The organism is Hymenobacter jejuensis, assembly GCF_006337165.1.
In the GTDB taxonomy this organism is placed as follows: Bacteria; Bacteroidota; Bacteroidia; order Cytophagales; family Hymenobacteraceae; genus Hymenobacter; species Hymenobacter jejuensis.
In genome coordinates, this window is the sequence record NZ_CP040896.1 from 1,716,325 (window position 1) to 1,733,650 (window position 17,326).

Annotated in this window: 14 protein-coding genes; 4 read left to right on the forward strand and 10 right to left on the reverse strand. The window is 56.1% G+C overall.

The window, feature by feature from the left end; genetic code table 11:
* Nucleotides 1-58: 58 nt before the first annotated feature.
* Nucleotides 59-1,309 (reverse strand): alpha/beta hydrolase family protein, encoded by a 1,251-nt coding sequence (locus FHG12_RS06950; RefSeq protein ID WP_230471317.1) that lies wholly within the window; start codon nt 1,307-1,309, stop codon nt 59-61.
* Between the two features lie 191 nt (nt 1,310-1,500).
* Here FHG12_RS06950 and FHG12_RS06955 point away from each other — a divergent pair, with 191 nt between their 5' ends.
* The 3 genes from FHG12_RS06955 to FHG12_RS06965 all read left to right on the forward strand — a co-directional run bounded on the left by FHG12_RS06955 (nt 1,501) and on the right by FHG12_RS06965 (nt 4,512).
* Nucleotides 1,501-1,902: a BlaI/MecI/CopY family transcriptional regulator gene (locus FHG12_RS06955; protein ID WP_139515041.1), complete on the forward strand. Its 402-nt coding sequence runs from the start codon at nt 1,501-1,503 to the stop codon at nt 1,900-1,902.
* Nucleotides 1,880-3,229, forward strand: coding sequence for a M56 family metallopeptidase (locus FHG12_RS06960; RefSeq protein WP_139515042.1), 1,350 nt, complete (start codon nt 1,880-1,882; stop codon nt 3,227-3,229). The genes FHG12_RS06955 and FHG12_RS06960 overlap by 23 nt, the downstream gene beginning before the upstream one ends.
* Nucleotides 3,230-3,471: 242 nt before the next feature.
* Nucleotides 3,472-4,512, forward strand: a complete 1,041-nt coding sequence (locus FHG12_RS06965; protein ID WP_174805791.1) for a hypothetical protein — start codon at nt 3,472-3,474, stop codon at nt 4,510-4,512.
* 88 nt (nt 4,513-4,600) lie between these two features.
* Here the strand turns inward: FHG12_RS06965 and FHG12_RS06970 are convergent, their stop codons facing one another.
* The 6 genes from FHG12_RS06970 to FHG12_RS06995 all read right to left on the reverse strand — a co-directional run bounded on the left by FHG12_RS06970 (nt 4,601) and on the right by FHG12_RS06995 (nt 11,760).
* Nucleotides 4,601-5,029: a BLUF domain-containing protein gene (locus FHG12_RS06970; protein ID WP_165699321.1), complete on the reverse strand. Its 429-nt coding sequence runs from the start codon at nt 5,027-5,029 to the stop codon at nt 4,601-4,603.
* A gap of 216 nt (nt 5,030-5,245) precedes the next feature.
* A complete protein-coding gene (locus FHG12_RS06975) occupies nt 5,246-6,817 on the reverse strand; it encodes a DHA2 family efflux MFS transporter permease subunit (protein WP_139515044.1) in 1,572 nt (523 codons plus the stop codon).
* Nucleotides 6,818-7,018: 201 nt separating this feature from the next.
* Complete coding sequence (locus FHG12_RS06980; RefSeq protein WP_139515045.1) at nt 7,019-8,590, reverse strand: DHA2 family efflux MFS transporter permease subunit; 1,572 nt, start codon at nt 8,588-8,590, stop codon at nt 7,019-7,021.
* A gap of 104 nt (nt 8,591-8,694) precedes the next feature.
* Nucleotides 8,695-9,804 (reverse strand): HlyD family secretion protein, encoded by a 1,110-nt coding sequence (locus FHG12_RS06985; protein WP_139515046.1) that lies wholly within the window; start codon nt 9,802-9,804, stop codon nt 8,695-8,697.
* 60 nt (nt 9,805-9,864) lie between these two features.
* A complete protein-coding gene (locus FHG12_RS06990; RefSeq protein ID WP_139515047.1) occupies nt 9,865-10,302 on the reverse strand; it encodes a universal stress protein in 438 nt (145 codons plus the stop codon).
* 135 nt (nt 10,303-10,437) lie between these two features.
* Nucleotides 10,438-11,760 (reverse strand): TolC family protein, encoded by a 1,323-nt coding sequence (locus FHG12_RS06995; protein WP_139515048.1) that lies wholly within the window; start codon nt 11,758-11,760, stop codon nt 10,438-10,440.
* A gap of 332 nt (nt 11,761-12,092) precedes the next feature.
* Between FHG12_RS06995 and FHG12_RS07000 the strand changes: the two genes are divergently transcribed.
* On the forward strand, nt 12,093-14,186 hold the full coding sequence (locus FHG12_RS07000; RefSeq protein ID WP_139515049.1) for a sigma-54-dependent Fis family transcriptional regulator: 2,094 nt from the start codon (nt 12,093-12,095) through the stop codon (nt 14,184-14,186).
* A 245-nt stretch (nt 14,187-14,431) separates the two neighbouring features.
* Here FHG12_RS07000 and FHG12_RS07005 read toward each other — a convergent pair whose 3' ends face one another.
* The 3 genes from FHG12_RS07005 to FHG12_RS07015 form a co-directional block, all read right to left on the reverse strand.
* Nucleotides 14,432-15,838, reverse strand: a complete 1,407-nt coding sequence (locus tag FHG12_RS07005; protein ID WP_139515050.1) for a M56 family metallopeptidase — start codon at nt 15,836-15,838, stop codon at nt 14,432-14,434.
* A gap of 2 nt (nt 15,839-15,840) precedes the next feature.
* Nucleotides 15,841-16,206, reverse strand: coding sequence for a BlaI/MecI/CopY family transcriptional regulator (locus FHG12_RS07010; RefSeq protein ID WP_139515051.1), 366 nt, complete (start codon nt 16,204-16,206; stop codon nt 15,841-15,843).
* Nucleotides 16,207-16,344: 138 nt separating this feature from the next.
* Nucleotides 16,345-17,325, reverse strand: coding sequence for a Gfo/Idh/MocA family protein (locus tag FHG12_RS07015; RefSeq protein WP_139515052.1), 981 nt, complete (start codon nt 17,323-17,325; stop codon nt 16,345-16,347).
* Nucleotide 17,326: the final 1 nt, after the last annotated feature.

Sequence of the window (17,326 nt, forward strand, 5' to 3'; positions counted from 1 at the left end):
ACCTAATTAAAAAGGCCAGCTTCGTACGAAGCTGGCCTTTTTAATTAGGTGATTGCCTTTAGTAGTACTGCGAGATGAACCCGAGGGCTTGTAGCGTATAGCTGACTACCGAGGTAAAGTGATTCCCGCCGGGCACCGGGTGCAACTCTACCTGTTTGGCGCCGCGCGCCTGCATGGCTTTGTAGGCGTCTTCGGAGTTGAAATACGGCACGTAGTCGTCGGCGGTGCCATGAAAGAGCGCAAGCGGGGCTTTTGGCTGCCAGTCGTAAATGTCGTTGTCGTGGAAGGCAGCGGCCATTTGCGGATCCGTGTTAGTCAGAATGCTGGTCCGGAAAGAGGCCGTAAAAAGCTGCTTGGGCTGGTCTGGCACCGAGCCGAACGAGTTTTTTTCCAGTTGCGCGGCCCAAGGCGGATTGAAATAATACGCAAATGGCCGGTTGATGCCGTACACGCGATTGTAGGTATCGAGTACCCACACGTAGGTACTGAGGAAATTCAGGGGCTTGTCGGAGCTCAGAATATAGTTGGCAAAGGCCGACTTGTGGTAGGCCCCGGCGCCCGGCGCACTAGCCGTAACGGTGAGCTCGTTGGCGTATTTTTCCTCGATGAGCTTGTGCAGCGCCATCGTGGCAAAACCGCCTTCGGAGTAACCGAGCAGGAAGTTTTTGTCGTTGAGCAGAATGTTTTCGCGCCGGCAGAATTCGCGGGCGGCGCGCATCATGTCCAGCGACGCCGAGGCCAACGATGCCGCGTGCTCGTAGGGGTGCGGCAACGCCTTGGAAGCGCCGTAGCCAATGTAATCGGGTGCCGACACGATGTAGCCCGTGGAAGCCAGCACCGAAACCGCCGAGTACACCTCGCTATTGGTACTGTAGTGCGACGGCGCCCGGTCTTCGTCGGAAGGCCGAATCGTGCCGTGCTGGTAGCTCAGGAGGGGCAAGGGCTGCGGCACGGTGGGTACCAGCAACGCCCCCGAAGCCGTGACGGGCTTGCCGTCGGTGTTAGGCGTGGTGTAGGTTAGGCGATATACCCGGATGGGATATTTGGCCAGTGCGCCGGCAACCGGAGCTTCGGCAACACGACTGGCCAAGTCAGTCGCGCTGTATTCGCCTATCAGTGAGCTATTTACTAAAAGACTACTGGGTGTGGGCGCCGGAGGCGCCGGGGTAGGAGCGCTCGGCGTAGGGGTTGCGGGCGACGATACTTCCGAAGCATCTTTGGTGCAGCTCATGCTCGGCGCCGTGAGCAATACGGTGCTGAGCAGCAACGTCAGGCGCGCCAGCCGGGAGCTGATTTTATGCAGGATCACGATATGTTCGACAGGAATGATGGGCTTGCATAACACTTGCTAGGCCAAAAAATTTCGTTTTGAGCCGCGAAAAACGCGCGTGTCAGCTTCTTTCACCTCCCAGAAGCCGAAAGTTTATTTTCGCTTCACCTATCTATTTAGTTGCATAACTAAATTATTAGTTATAAGTTTAGTGTATCATACTCAGACACATGGAATCTTTCCCTGAACTCACCAAAGCCGAAGAGCAGGTTATGCAGGTGCTCTGGCAGCGCGGCCCTTCGTTTGTGAAGGACGTGCTGGCCGACATGCCCGAACCCAAGCCCGCCTACAACACCGTCTCAACCATCATTCGCATTCTGGAGCAGAAGAAGTTCGTCGACCACGAAGCGTTTGGGCGCACGCACCGCTATTTCCCGCTGGTAGCGCAGGACGCGTACCGTCGCTTCTCGCTGCGCAAGCTGCTGGGCGGCTACTTCGGCAACTCCTTTAGCCGCTTGGTTTCCTTTTTTGCCAAAGAGGAGGACCTGGATGCCCAACAACTCGAAGAACTTCTGAAGCATGCCCAACAACAGCTAAACGAAGACGCCGATGACAACGCTCCTGCTACTTAACTGGATGCTGCTGAGCACCTTGTGCCTGGGCGCTGGCTGGCTACTCTACCGCTTCGCGCTGCGCTCGGAGCGTAGCTTTGGCTATAACCGCTGGTACTTGCTGCTTGCACCCGCGCTGGCTGCGGCCTTGCCGTGGCTGCCGTTGCCAGCCGTGTGGGGCACGGCCTTACGCGGTGTGGCACTGCCCCCGATGACGGTATTACTGCCCGTCGTGCGGGTAGGAACCGCTGCAACACCCGAAACGAGCTTCTATGTAAGTAATTGGTTATTAATTATGTACACAACCATTGCTGCTTTGATGATGATCCGTTTGGGAGTGCGGTTGTGGCATCTGCACCGCCTGGCGCGCGGGCTTCCAGGGGAACGCCAGGCGGGCTACACGATGGTGCGCACGGGAGGCAAGTTGCCCATCAGTTCGTTTGGGCGCACTGTTTATTGGGACGAGACCGCGCCCCTTACCACTGCCGAAGCCGAACAGGTGCTGCGCCACGAACTGGCCCACGTGCAGCAAGGTCATACCTACGACCGGCTGGTGCTGGATGTGCTACGGGCGGTGCTGTGGTTCAACCCGTTTGTGCACCTCTTTCCGCGGGCGCTGGCTCTCACGCACGAATACCTCGCCGATGAGGCCGTGTTACACGAAACGCCCACTGCTTCCCCCGCCCAATACGCGACGCTCTTGGCCCAGCAGGCCAGCCAGCGCCTGGGACTTTCGCTCACGGCTGCTCATTCCTTCACCCAATCCCACACGCTTAACCGTATCGCTATGCTCTACAAAAATCCTCCTGCCCGCCGCTGGAAGCAGTGGCTGGTCTTGCCGGTCAGTGGGTTGTTGCTCTTTGCCGTGGCCTGCCAGAAAGAAGCGATCCCGACACTTACCGCAGCCGCTTCGGCGAGCCAAGCAAACCTGCCGCCTCCGCCCCCTCCGCCGCCACTTGCCCCACCGCCTCCCCCGCCCCCGCCGTCCTATGCGGTCGGGCGCAAAATCTACACGTCCGTTGAGAAGATGCCTGAATACCAGGGCGGCTACGCACAGCTTTTGCAGGATATCGGCAGCGCCGTGCAGTACCCCGCCATAGCGCAAGAAGCCAAGTTGGAGGGCAAAGTGTTCATTCGGTTTGTGGTTGGCACCGACGGCCAAGTGCACGATGTAGAGATCCAAAAAGGCGTTGTGGCCCCGGCCGGTCAGGAAGCCGCCGCCGAGGCGCTTAACAACGAGGCGCTACGCGTGATCGAGAACTTGCCGGGCACTTGGAAACCAGGCATTCAGAGGGGCAAAAAGGTAGACGTGAGCTTCACAGTGCCCATTAGCTACGCCAGCAAGTAACCTGATACTAGCTTGGCTAGAATGCGAAGTTCACTTTTGAAAAAGAGGTTGCCAACAGGCGTTGGCAACCTCTTTTTCTGTTTTTTATAAATTTTACTATTTACACAACTACTTGACAATAAGACATTTACCAATATAGTCTGTTCCTGTTTTTTCAATTCCGCGAAGTCTATCTGCACTACAGATTCCTGCAAAAAGGCGTAACTTGCTTCCCAATTTGGCTTCCAACTTCTTTTCAATCAGTGTCTTATTCTCGAATCTCTTCCCGTTTTGCCGCCCCGTTGCTTTCTGCGCTGGGCCTGCTGTTTTCGTTGACCACCCTGCCCGGCTGCACTACCCGCACGGATGGCGAAACTCCTGATTCGAAACTATCGGCTTCGGGCGCTCCGGCGGCGGCTGCCCCGATCGATTCGGCGAAGCTCAAGCTGCAAGTCCTGCGCCTCGACTCGCTCAAGGCCGATTCGATTGTAAAAGCCAGTGGCCAACTGCCCGGCGCCATCCTGCCCGGTCACCGCATCGTGGCGTTCTACGGCAACATTCGCTCGAAAGGCATGGGCATTCTGGGCCGCGAGCCCAAGGAGCAGATGTTCCGCAAGTTTGAGAAAGTACTGGCCGAGTGGCAAGCAGCCGATCCTTCGCTGCCCATTCAGCCTGCCCTGCACAACGTGACCATCACGGCCCAAGGCGCGCCTGGCAAAGACGGCAAATACCGCCTGATGAATTCCAAAGCCACGATTGAAGAAGTAATCGGCTGGGCCAAAGAGCACAAGTGCATCATTTTTCTGGATGTGCAGGTGGGTCTCAGCGACCTAGAGCACGAGCTTCCCAAGCTGGAGCCGTACCTGAAAGACCCCATCGTGCACATGGGCATCGACCCCGAGTTTGCCATGCAAACCAAAGGCGTGCGCCCCGGCAAGAAGATCGGAACCTTCGATGCCAAGGACGTGAACTACGCCGTCAAATTCTTGGCGCGCATCGTGAGCGAAAACCACTTGCCGCCCAAAGTTCTGACCGTGCACCGCTTTACGCAGGGCATGATTACGAACTACAAAAACATCAAAACCGACCCGCGCGTGCAAATTGTAATGCACATGGACGGGTGGGGCGACCCGACTTTGAAGAAAGATTCGTACCACGACTACATCCAGACGCAGCCCGTGCAGTACACCGGCTTCAAGCTGTTCTACGAATACGACATCAAGCCGAAGAACTCGCACCTGATGACGCCCAAGGAAGTGCTGGCCGAGCTAACCCCAAAGCCTCTGTACGTGCAATATCAATAACTAATTGCTAATCAATTAGTTAACAAAAAGCCCCGCTCGGTCATCGAGCGGGGCTTTTTGCTGTGACAAACTGCCGGATTGTAGCAACTCAACTGAGAGGCTGCGCTTCCGTCGCAAACGACTTGAGCAAGGCCACCAGCGAGCCTTCGCCTTGGTCGGGGTGCGAAGCCAGGAATTCCTGTTTGGTTGGGTCGACGTAGCCGAGTACGTGCTCAAACTGCGAACCCGTGACGGTCTTGAAACCCATTGACCAATCCGGAAAATCGCGCTCATTGATGGTGCCGTCGGCCACTTTCAGCACGTGCAGGTGGCGAATATCGCTTTCAATGGTGGCAAAAATGCTTTGCACATCCTGCTCGTGGCCTTCCAGCACCTGAAAGATGTTGCCGTTGCTGTAGAGCAGCATGCCGGTGATGTTGAGGCGGCTGTTTTTGTCGCGCCATTGGGTGAGTGCTTCGTGTAATTCGGTCTCGCTGAAGGGGCTGGTGGCGATGCTTGAGTAAGCTAATCGATACATAAGAGGAGTGCTATAATAACTCCTAAACATAATTTTCCTCCTGCGTCTGTGCAAGCTCAGCCAATGCAGCCAGAGAATTTCTTATTTTCAGCTTATTCCCTGCTGCTTGTATTGAATTCATAAAGCATTAAAAATCAGCCTGTCATGCAGAGCACAAGCAAAGCATGACGGGCTGATTTAGGCTATTGAAATGCGGGCTAAGCCTCAAAGAGTATGTTAGTGAGCGGCGTTCAAGTCGACGGGGCCGGCGTTGCGCACGCGCTTGATGAGCAGGATCATCGGGATGCAACCTAGAAAAAACAACCCCAGAACGGTGAAGGTCTGGGCGTAGGTAATGAGCGAAGCCTGCTTCATTACCGTCCCTTCGAGCGCGGCATAAGCTTGCTGCTGGGCCTGCATGAGCGAGAAGCCTTTGCTGAGGAAATTTTGGGTGAAGGCTTGCAAACGTTGCTGCGTTTCAGTGTCGTAGAGCGAAATATTGGGCAACAAAGCCACGCGGTTGTAGGCCAGGTTACGCTCCAGATATGTGCCTACAATAGCCACCCCAAACGAACCACCCAACTGGCGCAGCATGCCCGTAAGACCGGCTGCCTGGGCCCCGTCTTTGCCGCGCAGGCCAGCCAGCGACATCGTCGTGACGGGCAGAAACAGCAGCCCCAGTCCCACGCCGCGCAGAATCAGAGGCCAGAAGAAATCGCTCTGGCCCGCCGTGGGTGAGATTTTCTGGCTCATCCAAAACGTGAACACGAAGAAGATGCCGAAGCCGAAGGGCAGCATAAACTTCTGCGGCACGCCGGCCTGCAACGCCCGCCCAATGATGGGCATCATAAAGCCCGACACCAGCGCCCCCGGCAATAGCAGTAAGCCGGTTTGGGCTGCCGTAAAGCCCAGAATGCGCTGCGTGAAAATCGGGAACACAAACACCGACGCAAACAACCCAAAGCCCAGCACAAACGACAGAATCGCGCCGACGGCCAGGTTGCGGCTGCGCGTGAGCACGCGCAAATCCACGATGGGGTTGGTGGCCGTCAGCTCGCGCCAGATGAAGCCGACAATGCCGATAATTGAAAGGCCGGTGAACACATTAATCAGGCTCGACTCAAACCAGTCTTCGGTTTCGCCTTTTTCCAGCACAAATTGCAGCGAGCCTACGCCCAAAATCAGCAACACAATGCCTTGCCAGTCGAGCTCGCGCAGGGGCCGTGGCTTCATGTGCTTCATGCGCTCGGGGTCTTCGATGAAGGCAAACGTGCAGATCGTGGCCAGAATGCCGACGGGCACGTTCACGTAGAAGATCCAGGGCCAGTCGTAGTTATCCACGATGTAGCCGCCCAGCGTCGGACCAATGGTCGGGCCAATGATGACGCCCATGCCGAACAAAGCTTGTCCTAACGGAAGCTGCTTGGGCGGGAACGTATCGATGAGGATGGACTGCGAGGTGGCCATCAAGGCGCCGCCGCCCACGCCTTGGATAAAGCGAAACGCCACCAGTTCCCAGATATTCGTGCTTTGCCCGCAGGCGATAGAAGCCATCGTGAACAGCACCACCGAAAACCCAAAGTAATTGCGGCGGCCAAACTGCTCACTCAGAAAGCCCGTGAGCGGCACCACAATCACGTTGGCAATGGCGTAGGCCGCAATCACCCAGCTCACTTCCGAGAGCGTGGCCGAAAGGTTGCCCATCATCTGGGTCAGGGCCACGTTTACGATGCTCGTATCAATTAGCTCCAGCAGCGTGCACAGCACTACGGTGGCCACAATAATCCATTTTTTAGCTCCTGATTCCATGGCGTCGGGGTAACTAGTGCTGAGGTGGGGCTACTGAATAAGATTGAGTTGTAAAGCCGTTTCTCTCCAATTTGTTTTGAGACAAATGACCATACGATCAATTTGTTAATTTTTCTGCAACTGCCTCATAATCAAGCATTAACAAAAAAAGCCGCCAGCTTCTGCTGGCGGCTTTTTGAGAGACAGGCTATTGACAGGCAATTAGTGCGCAGCCGACATATCCACGGGCGGTGCGTTCTTCTTGATTTTCATAAAGAACACCAGCGGAATGCAGATCAGGAAGAAGATCCCGAGCATAGTGAAGGTTTGCGAGTAGGTGATCAGGGCCACCTGCTTCATCAGCGTGCCTTCCAGCGCGGCGTATGCTTGCTGCTGGGCTTGCGAAAGGGCGTAGCCTTTGGCGAGGAAGCCCTGCGTGAAGGCTTGCAGACGCTGAGTTGTTTCGGTGTTGTAAAGCGAAATGTTCGGCAGCTGCGCCACGCGGTTGTACGCCGTCGAGCGCTCCAGATACGTGCCCACAATGGCCACCCCAAACGAACCGCCCAACTGACGGATCATGCTGGTCAGACCGGCAGCCTGGCCGGCATCTTTACCCGACAAGCCCGCCAACGATAACGTGGTGATAGGCAAGAAGATAAAGGCCAACCCAAAACCCCGCAGCATCAAGGGCCAGAAGAAGTCCATGTCGCCGGCGGTGGGTGAAATGCGGGCGCTCATCCAGAAGGTGAAGATGAAGAATATGGCGAATCCGAATGGGATCATCAGCTTCTGCGACACGCCTTTCTGAATGGCTTTACCGATGAACGGCATCATCGCGCCCGTTACCAACGAGCTGGGTAACAAGATCATACCCGTTTGCATAGCCGTAAAGCCCAGGATGCGCTGCGTAAAAATCGGGAATACAAACACCGACGCAAACAGACCGAAACCAACCACAAACGACAGAATGACCCCGAAGGCCAGGTTCCGGCTGCGGCCAATCACGCGCAGATCGACAATCGGCTGCTTAGCAGTGAGTTCGCGCACAATAAAGCCGATGATGCCGATGGCCGATAGAAGCGCAAACGAAATAATGTAGGTCGATTCAAACCAGTCCTCGGTTTCGCCCTGCTCCAGCACCAGCTGCAACGAGCCGACGCCCAACACCAGCAAGAAAATCCCGAGCCAGTCGATTTGACTGACCGGCCGCGGAATACGGGCCTTGATATGCGCTGGGTCTTCGATGAAGATGAACGTGAAAATCGTGGCCAGAATGCCGACGGGCACGTTGACGTAGAAGATCCAGGGCCAGTCGTAGTTATCCACGATGTAGCCGCCCAGCGTTGGGCCCAGCGAAGGACCTACAATTACGCCCATGCTAAACAAGGCCTGCCCCAGTGGCAATTCCTTGGGCGGGAAGGTGTCGATGAGAATGGATTGCGACGTGGCCATCAAGGCGCCGCCGCCTACGCCTTGGATAAAGCGGAAGGCTACCAATTCCCAAATATTCGTGCTGTGTCCGCAGGCGATAGAAGCCAGCGTAAACAGCACCACCGAACCACCGAAGTAGTTGCGGCGGCCAAATTGTTCGGATAAAAAGCCCGTCATGGGCACTACAATCACGTTGGCAATGGCGTAGCTGGCAATTACCCAGCTTACCTCCTGCTGCGTGGCCGAGAGGTTACCCATCATCTGGGTCAGGGCCACGTTTACAATACTGGTATCGATCAATTCCAGCACCGTACACAGGACCACCGTTACCACGATAATCCACTTACGAGCTCCAGATTCCATTTTATAAATTATTGGTTGTCAAAATCTTAAAGTCTTGGCAAACCAAGGCCAGAGGATCATCAGAAGATGACCACACACCTGGGTTTACCAAGACCTTGAAGACCTTATTTTACCTTCACGACTGCGTTCACGCTCATGCCGGCACGCAGGGGGTGTTCGGGGTCAACTTTGTCGAGCACGATTTTCACGGGAACGCGCTGTACCACTTTCACGAAGTTGCCCGAAGCGTTGTCGGGGGGCAGCAGGGCGAAACGAGCACCCGTAGCCGCCGAAATGGATTCGATGTGGCCCTGGAATTCTTCGTTCGGGTAGGCATCCACTTCCACGCTCACCGGCTGATTGACTTTCATGTCTTCCAACTGGGTTTCCTTGAAGTTAGCCACCACCCACGTGCGGTCGCTGGCCACGATGCCCATCAGCTGCTGACCGGGCGAAACCACCTGGCCGGGCTGCACATTTTTCTTGCTCACGTAGCCGTTGGTCGGCGCTTTGAGGGTCGTGTAGCTGAGCTGCAACAAGGCATTGTCGAGGTCGGCTTGGCGTTGTTTCACAACCGCTTGTGCCACAGCCACTTGCTGTTGAGCCGCTGCCACTTGCTGTTGCGCTACCGATACTTGCTGCTGCGCCGTCGAGCGCTGGGCCGTAGTCGATTTTAGGTTGGCTTGTACGGCGTCGTACTCGCTTTGCGGAATGATGTCTTCTTTCCGCAGATAAGCGCTACGCTGCAAGTCTTTCTGCAAACGGGCCCGGGTAGCATCGCTCACCCCGATGGCCGAACGGGCCGAACCGACGTTGGCTTGGGCTGTGCCCACGGCAGCACGAGCGGCTACCACGTTAGCTTGCGCGGCAGCTAAAGCAGCTTGCGCGGCGTTTACGCGCTGTTGGTAGTCGGCGGGGTCGATGGTTACGAGCACGTCGCCTTTTTTCACCACGGTGTTGTCGTCCACTTTCACCTCGGCTACGGGGCCGCTCACGCGGGGCAGCACGGGGTACACGTCGCCTTCGACTTGGGCGTCGTCGGTTTCTTCGTGGGCTTGGGCAAATTGATAACGGGTCCAGCCGTAGTAGCCACCGACGAGCAGCAGCAGGGCCAGGATAATCAGCAGAAACGGACGGCGCGAACGGCCTTGTTCTTCTACTTCGGGTTCATAGGGCTGCGCGGCACCAGTTGGGTTCGGCGCTACGGCCGGCTCTTGTTGAACGGGGGTTGCCATATCTCAGGATTAGTTGAATGCGAAAGAGGAAGGGGAATTGATTTCGAAAAAATGAGGCCGTTAAGCCGATTGCCGATATTCATCGGCCGGGCCCGCTTTCACGAGCAGCGTAGCACACGGGGCCGTACGCACGACTACTTCGGCGGTGTTGCCCATCAGAAAGCGCGTGAGGCCGGTTTGGCCATGCGCTCCAATAACAATCAGATCAGCCGGATGGCGACGTGCTTCGGCCACAATTTCTACGGCCGCATCGCCCTCTAGTATTACCGTTTTTACGCGAGCGCCGGCCCGCTCGGCCGTCGCTTGGTGTGCAGCCAGTTGGCCGGGAACATTGAGTTCGGGGCTGGCATCGGGCTGGGCCAACACGGGTTGGGGCTCTAGCACATGTACCAAGCGTAGCTCGGCCCCGGTGGCCGCCGCCAGCGCGGCAGCATAAGCCACCACCGGCACCGAGGCAGACGAGAAATCAAGCGGGCAAAGAATGGCGGATAGGGTCATATTGTGGGAATGTTGAATGCTGGACGTTGAATTTTAAACGAGGCGGATATATCGCTTTTAATTTTTATAATATGCTGATTATCAACATTTTACAAAACATTTATCATTTAAAATTCAAACCTCAAGATTTCCTTACTACCAAATCTGCTCGCCTACGGCGCGCTTGAGTTGGTACTGGCCCATGGTGTAGTTATAAATCGCCTGTACACGAGCTAAGCGGGCCTGCGCCAGCGAAGTTTCGGCATCCAGCACGTCGAGGTTGGTGCCTACGTCGTAGCGGTAGCGGGCACGGGCACGGGTAAGGGCGTCGGTGGCTTGCGCGATCTGCGTTTCGGCGTTGGCGTAGCGCGCCGAGCTGGCTTCGATATTATTAGCAGCCTGGCGCACATCCGAGCGAATCGACTCCTGCACATCCTGGGTGCGCGACTGCGCCGACCGAGCATTGGCCGAGGCTTCCACGCGCTGGTTTTTGTTGCGATTGCCGTCGTAAATCGGCACCGACAACTGCACGGCGGCTACCGTATTGAAGCGGAAGCGCTCCAGGTTTGGCACGATGTAGCCGTTTTTACCGCCGGCCTGCACCTGAGCGCCTAAGCTGGGCAGGTTGCTTTTTTCGATCAGCCGAAGCTGGGCTTCTGCCGTATTTTCGGCATCGCGGGCCAGCTTCACTTCCGGCCGGTTCTCCACGGCCTGTGCAATAGCCGAATTCACATCGACGGGAGCCGCGCTGTAAGCCAACGAGCCACGCACGGGCATCTCGGCGTATTCGGGGCGGTGCAACAGGCGAGCGAGCTGCGTCTGCTGGTTGTGCAGCTGGTTTTGCAGATCAATTTTAGCGTTCTGGGCTTGCGTGATGCGCACTTGCGTGGTTGTCACGTCAAACTTGGTGCTTACGCCGCCCTGCACTCGCTTTTCCATTTCGCGCTGGTGCTGCTGCAACGAGGCGATCTGCTCATCCTGCACTTTGATGCTTTCGCGCATAAACAGGATGTTGTAGTACAGTTGCACCGCGTTGTAAGCCAGATCGCGGCGGGCGGTCACGATGTTGTCGGCGGCGGTTACACCCTGCGCTTTCGCCAGGTTGTAGGTCGCGTCGTTTTTGCCAAAATCCAGCAGCATGTACTGCGCCGTGATGTGGGCATCGTAGTTATTATTAGGAGCCAGCTGCAACACCTGATCGCCGAACGGCAGCTTTACCTGCGGGTCGACGCGAGCATAGGTGGCGGTACCCGTCACGTACGGCAAATAGCCCGTACGGCTCTGGGCTACCCGCGCCTGGGCCGCGTTTACCTGTTCTTCTAAGCTGGTAATGGCAGGGTTAGCATCCATTACGGCCTTGATGGTGGCGTCCAGCGTAAGTGAATCAGTAGTGGCAACGGGAGTTTGGGCGGAAGCAGCGCCGGCTGTCAAGAGCCCAAGGGTCAGCAGTGGCGCAGCAAGTTTCAATCGGGAAAGCATACAGTAGTACGACTTGTGTGTGCCGCCCTAATAACCAACTATGTGCCACGCTTAAAATGGGATTAAAATTCTTTCAAAAACCGGTTTTCCGGCGTTTAAACGCATAAAATATTTTTCGAAATACGTTTTCGAACATTTTCTGCCACGGCCTGTTTTTCTTAAATATCAGGAATATCTCATCTTTTATCCTGATATTTGAGGAATTTTTACTGCCGTAAACGCTCTTACGCTATCTTATTAAAGGTGTGTTAGGGGCGCGATTTGCTCCCTTTACCTACGTTTTTGTGTTGCCTTTTGAGTTAGATACCCCCGCCGACTTATCGTTTTTGCGCATGCCTAATCAAGAAGAATCGCTGCTGTTATACTTGAACGAGGCCATTGCCACGACCCGCAACAAGGAAGGGCTCTTCCGGATCGTGACGGAAAAGCTGCGGTTGATCTTCCCGTTCGACGTGATTTCCATCGTGACCATCGATACGGAAGGCCAGTACAAGCGCCTTTTCCTGCGCGACTACTTCACTGATCTCACGATTCCCTCTCGCCACAACAACCGCAATCTGCGCCACCCCATTGCCGGCACGCCCACCGAACGCATCTTGCTGGACAACAAAATACAAACCCTTGACCTTCAAGAAGTTGCAAAAGAGTACAATGGCGAAAGCCCTTTCAACTACCTGATTCAGCAGGGCGTACGCTTTATGACGGTGGTGCCGCTGCGCATTGCGGGCACCTCCTTGGGAGTGATGTGCTTGGCTTCACGGCGTCATCCACACTTCGAGCCCGCCGACCTGTCGTTGCTGGGCAAGATCGGCAGCTTGGTAGCCGTGGCCGTGAGCAACACGCTGGCCTTTGAGGAAGTAGCGCAGCGCGAACGCGAAAAAAGCATTCAATTGGCCGTCAATAACGCCTTGCTTAGCATCAAGGAGCGCGGCCAGCTTTTCCATACGGTAGCCACGGAAATCAATCGGGTGGTACCCTACGACTACTTCGGGGTGCGCATCCGCTACCGCGACGGCACGCACAAGGCCTTCGCTGAGTTTGGCAAACAAGACGATGGCACGTTTGCGCCCCTCGACCCCGATCGCTGGAACGAGGTACCGGAATACGGGCAGATGGAGGGCGAAGCCATGGAGTTGTTTCAACACCCGGCTATTTACGGCGACGAAAGCTTCCGGCGCTTGTCGGATAAGTATCGCCTGATGCGCTACATCGCCGAGCACCGCAACACCCGCTCGTTGCTCATCGCGCCGCTGTGGGTGCAGGAAGACCAAACGGCAGTACTGTCATTGAGCAGCAAGGAGGAAGGCAACTTCGATGAGACTGATTTAGAGCTGATTAAGGGCTTAGTCCCGCAGATCACGCTCACGATGCAGAACCTGTTTGCTTTCGAGCAGATCGAGAGCCTGAGCGCGCAGCTCGAGCAGGAGCGCACTTACCTCATCGACGAGATCAACACCACCGCCAACTTCGGCGAGTTCATCGGCCAAAGCCCGACCATCCAGCCCGTGCTCACGCGCATCACGCAGGTCGCCCCCACCGACACGACGGTGCTCATTAGCGGCGAAACGGGTACCGGTAAAGAGTTGGTAGCCAGAGCCTTGCACAACCTCTCGCCCCGCCGCGACCGCGCCCTGATCAAGCTCAATTGCGCCGCCTTACCCGCCCAGCTCATTGAAAGCGAACTCTTTGGCCACGAGAAGGGTGCTTTCACCGGAGCCGTGGATCGGCGCATCGGCAAGTTTGAGTTGGCCGACGGGGGCACTATTTTCCTCGACGAAGTGGGCGAGTTGCCGCTCGATTTGCAAGCCAAGTTGCTGCGCGTGTTGCAGGAAAAGGAGTTTGAACGCATTGGGGGCCGCCGCGTAATTCACAGCAACGCCCGCGTGATCGCGGCCACCAACCGCGTGCTGGAAGATGAGGTAGCCGCCGGCCGCTTTCGCGCCGATTTATACTACCGGCTCAACGTGTTTCCGGTGCGGCTGCCGGCCCTGCGCGAGCGTCCCGAAGACATTGAGCCGCTCATTCGTTTTTTCCTGGAGGGCTTCACCAAGAAGATGGGCAAGCCCGTGCGCGGCCTGCGCGAGCGCGACCTACGGGCGATGCAGCAGTACAGCTGGCCGGGCAACATCCGGGAGCTGGAGCACGTGCTGGAGCAAGCCGTGATCGTGTCGACGGGGCCGTTTCTGGAGTTTGCGGGCTTTTCGGCGGCCGCCGCGCAGGCTTCGCCGCCCATTCCACTGCCCGATTACGCGCCCATCAAAACGCTGCGCGACCAGGAGCGCGACCACATTCTGGCGGCGTTGCAGCGCACGGCTGGCCGGGTAAGTGGCCCCAACGGCGCCGCCGTGCTGCTCGACATCAACCCCAAAACCCTCGAAGCGCGCATGAAAAAACTGGGCATTCAGCGCACCGTGGTAGCTTCCTAATGCGGCATGGGCACGCTCTAAAATACCATAACAGTTTGAATGTTAAATTTTTACATTCAAAGCAAACCCAGGCATCTCGTTTTTTAGCCGGACAAGTTGCGACGGCTGATAACATAGTTGCGTTGCAAACGTGACACCCAATAAAACGCAGGCCCGGCAAATGACTTAGCCGGGCTTGCGTTTGTAGGTTTACAAACCATTTACATTATAACAACCTTACTATCAGATAGTTATTTAAAGAATTTTTACTTTTTCGTAGCAACTACGATCACGCCGTTTTTGCCTTTGGCGCCAAATTCCTTTTCGGCAGCTTCGCCCTTATACACTTTCACCGACTCGATGCGCTCGGGGGAGATTGCGCGTAGCGCCTCGTTTGTGGCTTCTTGGCCATCAATCACGATGAGGCTGTTGGCCAGGCTGGCATCCGTGCTGTGGTCGCCCGCGGTACCCTTAATGGTGACCTGCGTTGCGCCCGCTTTCGAAGCGGCCGGCTGGAGACTGATGCCGTATTTCTGGTTGAAGTTCAGCACCGATTCGGAGTTTTCATTGCCCTTGGTGATGACGCTCACCACGCCGGCCGCCGTGCTGCCGAACGCCTTCTGAAATGCCTCACCCTTGAGCACATTCATGCTTGCGATATGGGCTGGATCCATCTGCGTTAGTTTTTCTTTCGAAACCTCTTGGCCGTCAACGAAATACAAGAGATTGTCCGGCAAATGATTCTGCGTACGGGCGTCCTTCTGGTTGGAGGCGATGACCACGGTAGTCGAGGCATCCGGCTTCCGGGGCTCAACTTGGGGCTGCGAACAGGCGATAGCCAAACCAGCAACCAAGGGCAGCAGTAGCGCATAGCTCAGCAGATGCACCGCAGAAGAACGCTTCTTGTTAATCATAGCAATACGGTTTTTGAGAGTGAGAAAATTGAAATTATTGACCAAGGAGGAGCTTTGCGCTAGCCCATTAAGCCGCACCAAACTATACTGATAAGCCCGGCTGTCGAGGCCGGTTTGCAGCACTTTGCGGTCGGTAACGAATTCGAGGTTTTCCTGAATGGCTTGCTTCAGCAGCCACGCCGCAGGGTTAAACCAGAAGGCCACCACTTGGGCTTGCGCCAGCAGCACATCCAGCGTATGGCCTTGACTGACATGCACTTGCTCGTGCTGCAAAATCATCGGCAGCTCTTCCGGCCGGTGCTGCTCAGGATTCAGGTAAATGGTTTGCCCGAACGAAAACGGATTCAAGTCGCCGCTAAGGCGGCGTACGCGCATACCCAGCACCTGCGCAGGCGGCGAAGTCCGGTGTAGCCTATATAACGAGGCCAGCTGTCCGAGCAGCCGCGCGGCCATTAGGCCCATGCCCACCCAGTAGACGCTCACGAGCAGTTGCCAATAATCGAAGCCAGTTGGCGTCGGTACAGCCAGCGCCTGCCAATCCGGCGCGATGAGCTGTAGCGTAGCGCCCAGCTCCTGCTGCCGCGCAAACAACTGCCCGATATCCAGCAGCGGATACGCTGCCGAAAAAAGCAGCGCAAACAGCAGAAAAGCCCGGTTGAGGGTGTAAAAAGTGAGCCGGCGCAGCACCACGTAATAAGCCAGACCAAACAGAACCAAAGCCCCGTTTGCCTTCACCAGATACAGCAACAGCGCGGGCATGGCTATTCCGGTTTGCGGTTTTCAATCATGTCGATGATTTCCTGCAACTCGCTGGCGCTGATCTTCTTCTCCTTTGCAAAAAACGACACAAGCTCTTTGTAGGAATTCTTGAAGTAGTCGCCTACGAAGTCGCTCATGAAGCGCTTGCGGTATTCTTCGGCCTTCACAAGCGGCGCAAACCGATACGAATTGCCCAGCTTTTCACTGCTCAGGTAGCCCTTCCGCTCCAGGTTGCGAATCGTGGAAGCCAGCGTAGTATAGGGTGGTTTAGGCTCGGGGAGCTGGTCTAGCACGTCTTTGGTAAACCCGCCGTCCAGCTGCCAGAGCACCTGCATGGCTTCTTCTTCGGGTTGCGTCAGTCGTTCCATATGACTTTACGATGTTTTCGTAATACTACGAACATTTCGTAATTAAGCATATGGAATCGAGAAAAAGCGCAAAAAATTATTCAACGCGTGGGTAAAGCCTGCAAAAGCCCTTGTTATAAGTAACTGATTATCAATTATTTATTCACCAGGATAAATTACTCCCAGCTGCCGACGCACTTCGTCGAGCTGCTGCATTAGCTCCAAACTAAACTGCCAAGGCACAAGCGGGCTTTCCACCAAGTTTTGCTCGAGGCAGTGCTGCACATGCTCGATCTCGTACTGATAGCCGTGGCCGGGAAAGTCGAAAAAGAAATCCTGAGGTGCTTCGTCCGGGCGCTCCAACGTGAGCCGCTTGGCATGATGGAAGCGGCTGTGCATCAGCAGCTTTCCTTCGGAGCCGTACACGGTGCAAGTAGTATCGGTAGTGGCGGCCAGGGTGGAAAACAGGCTGGCGGTGGCTCCGTTTTCGTACGCCAGCGACATAGCGCAATTCATGTCGACGCCGGTTTCGGTGAGCGCCCCTGCAGCTTTGATATCCGTTGGGTTGCCGAGGAAAAACTTGCTGATCAGGAGCGGATAAATGCCAATGTCCAGGAGCGAACCGCCGGCCAGCGCCGGCGCAAACAAGCGCGCCGCCGGATCGTAGGGAGCCGTAAAGCCAAAATCGGCGGCTATGTGCACTACTTTCCCTATCGCCCCTGACTGGATGATTTCCAGCGCTTTATGGGTGGAAGGGAAAAAGCGCGTCCACAACGCTTCCATCAAAAACACCTGCTTTTCCCGCGCCGTGGCAATCATCTCTTGCACCTGCCGAGTGTTCAGGGCGAAGGCTTTTTCGCACAGCACCGGCACGCCAGCGCGCAGGCAGAGCAGCGTATGCGCATGGTGCTCGGAGTGGGGCGTAGCAATGTACACGACATCCAGGTCGGGCAGCTTCAGCAACTCTTCGTAGCTCCCAACGGCGTGCGCTACATTGTATTGAGCAGCAAATTGTTGCGCTTTATCCAGGCTCCGTGAGGCTACCCCGTACAAGCGGGCATTGGGCACGAGTTGTAGGCTTTCGGCAAACTTGTGGGCGATCCGGCCCAGCCCAATGATTCCCCAGTTGAAAGTGCGCACG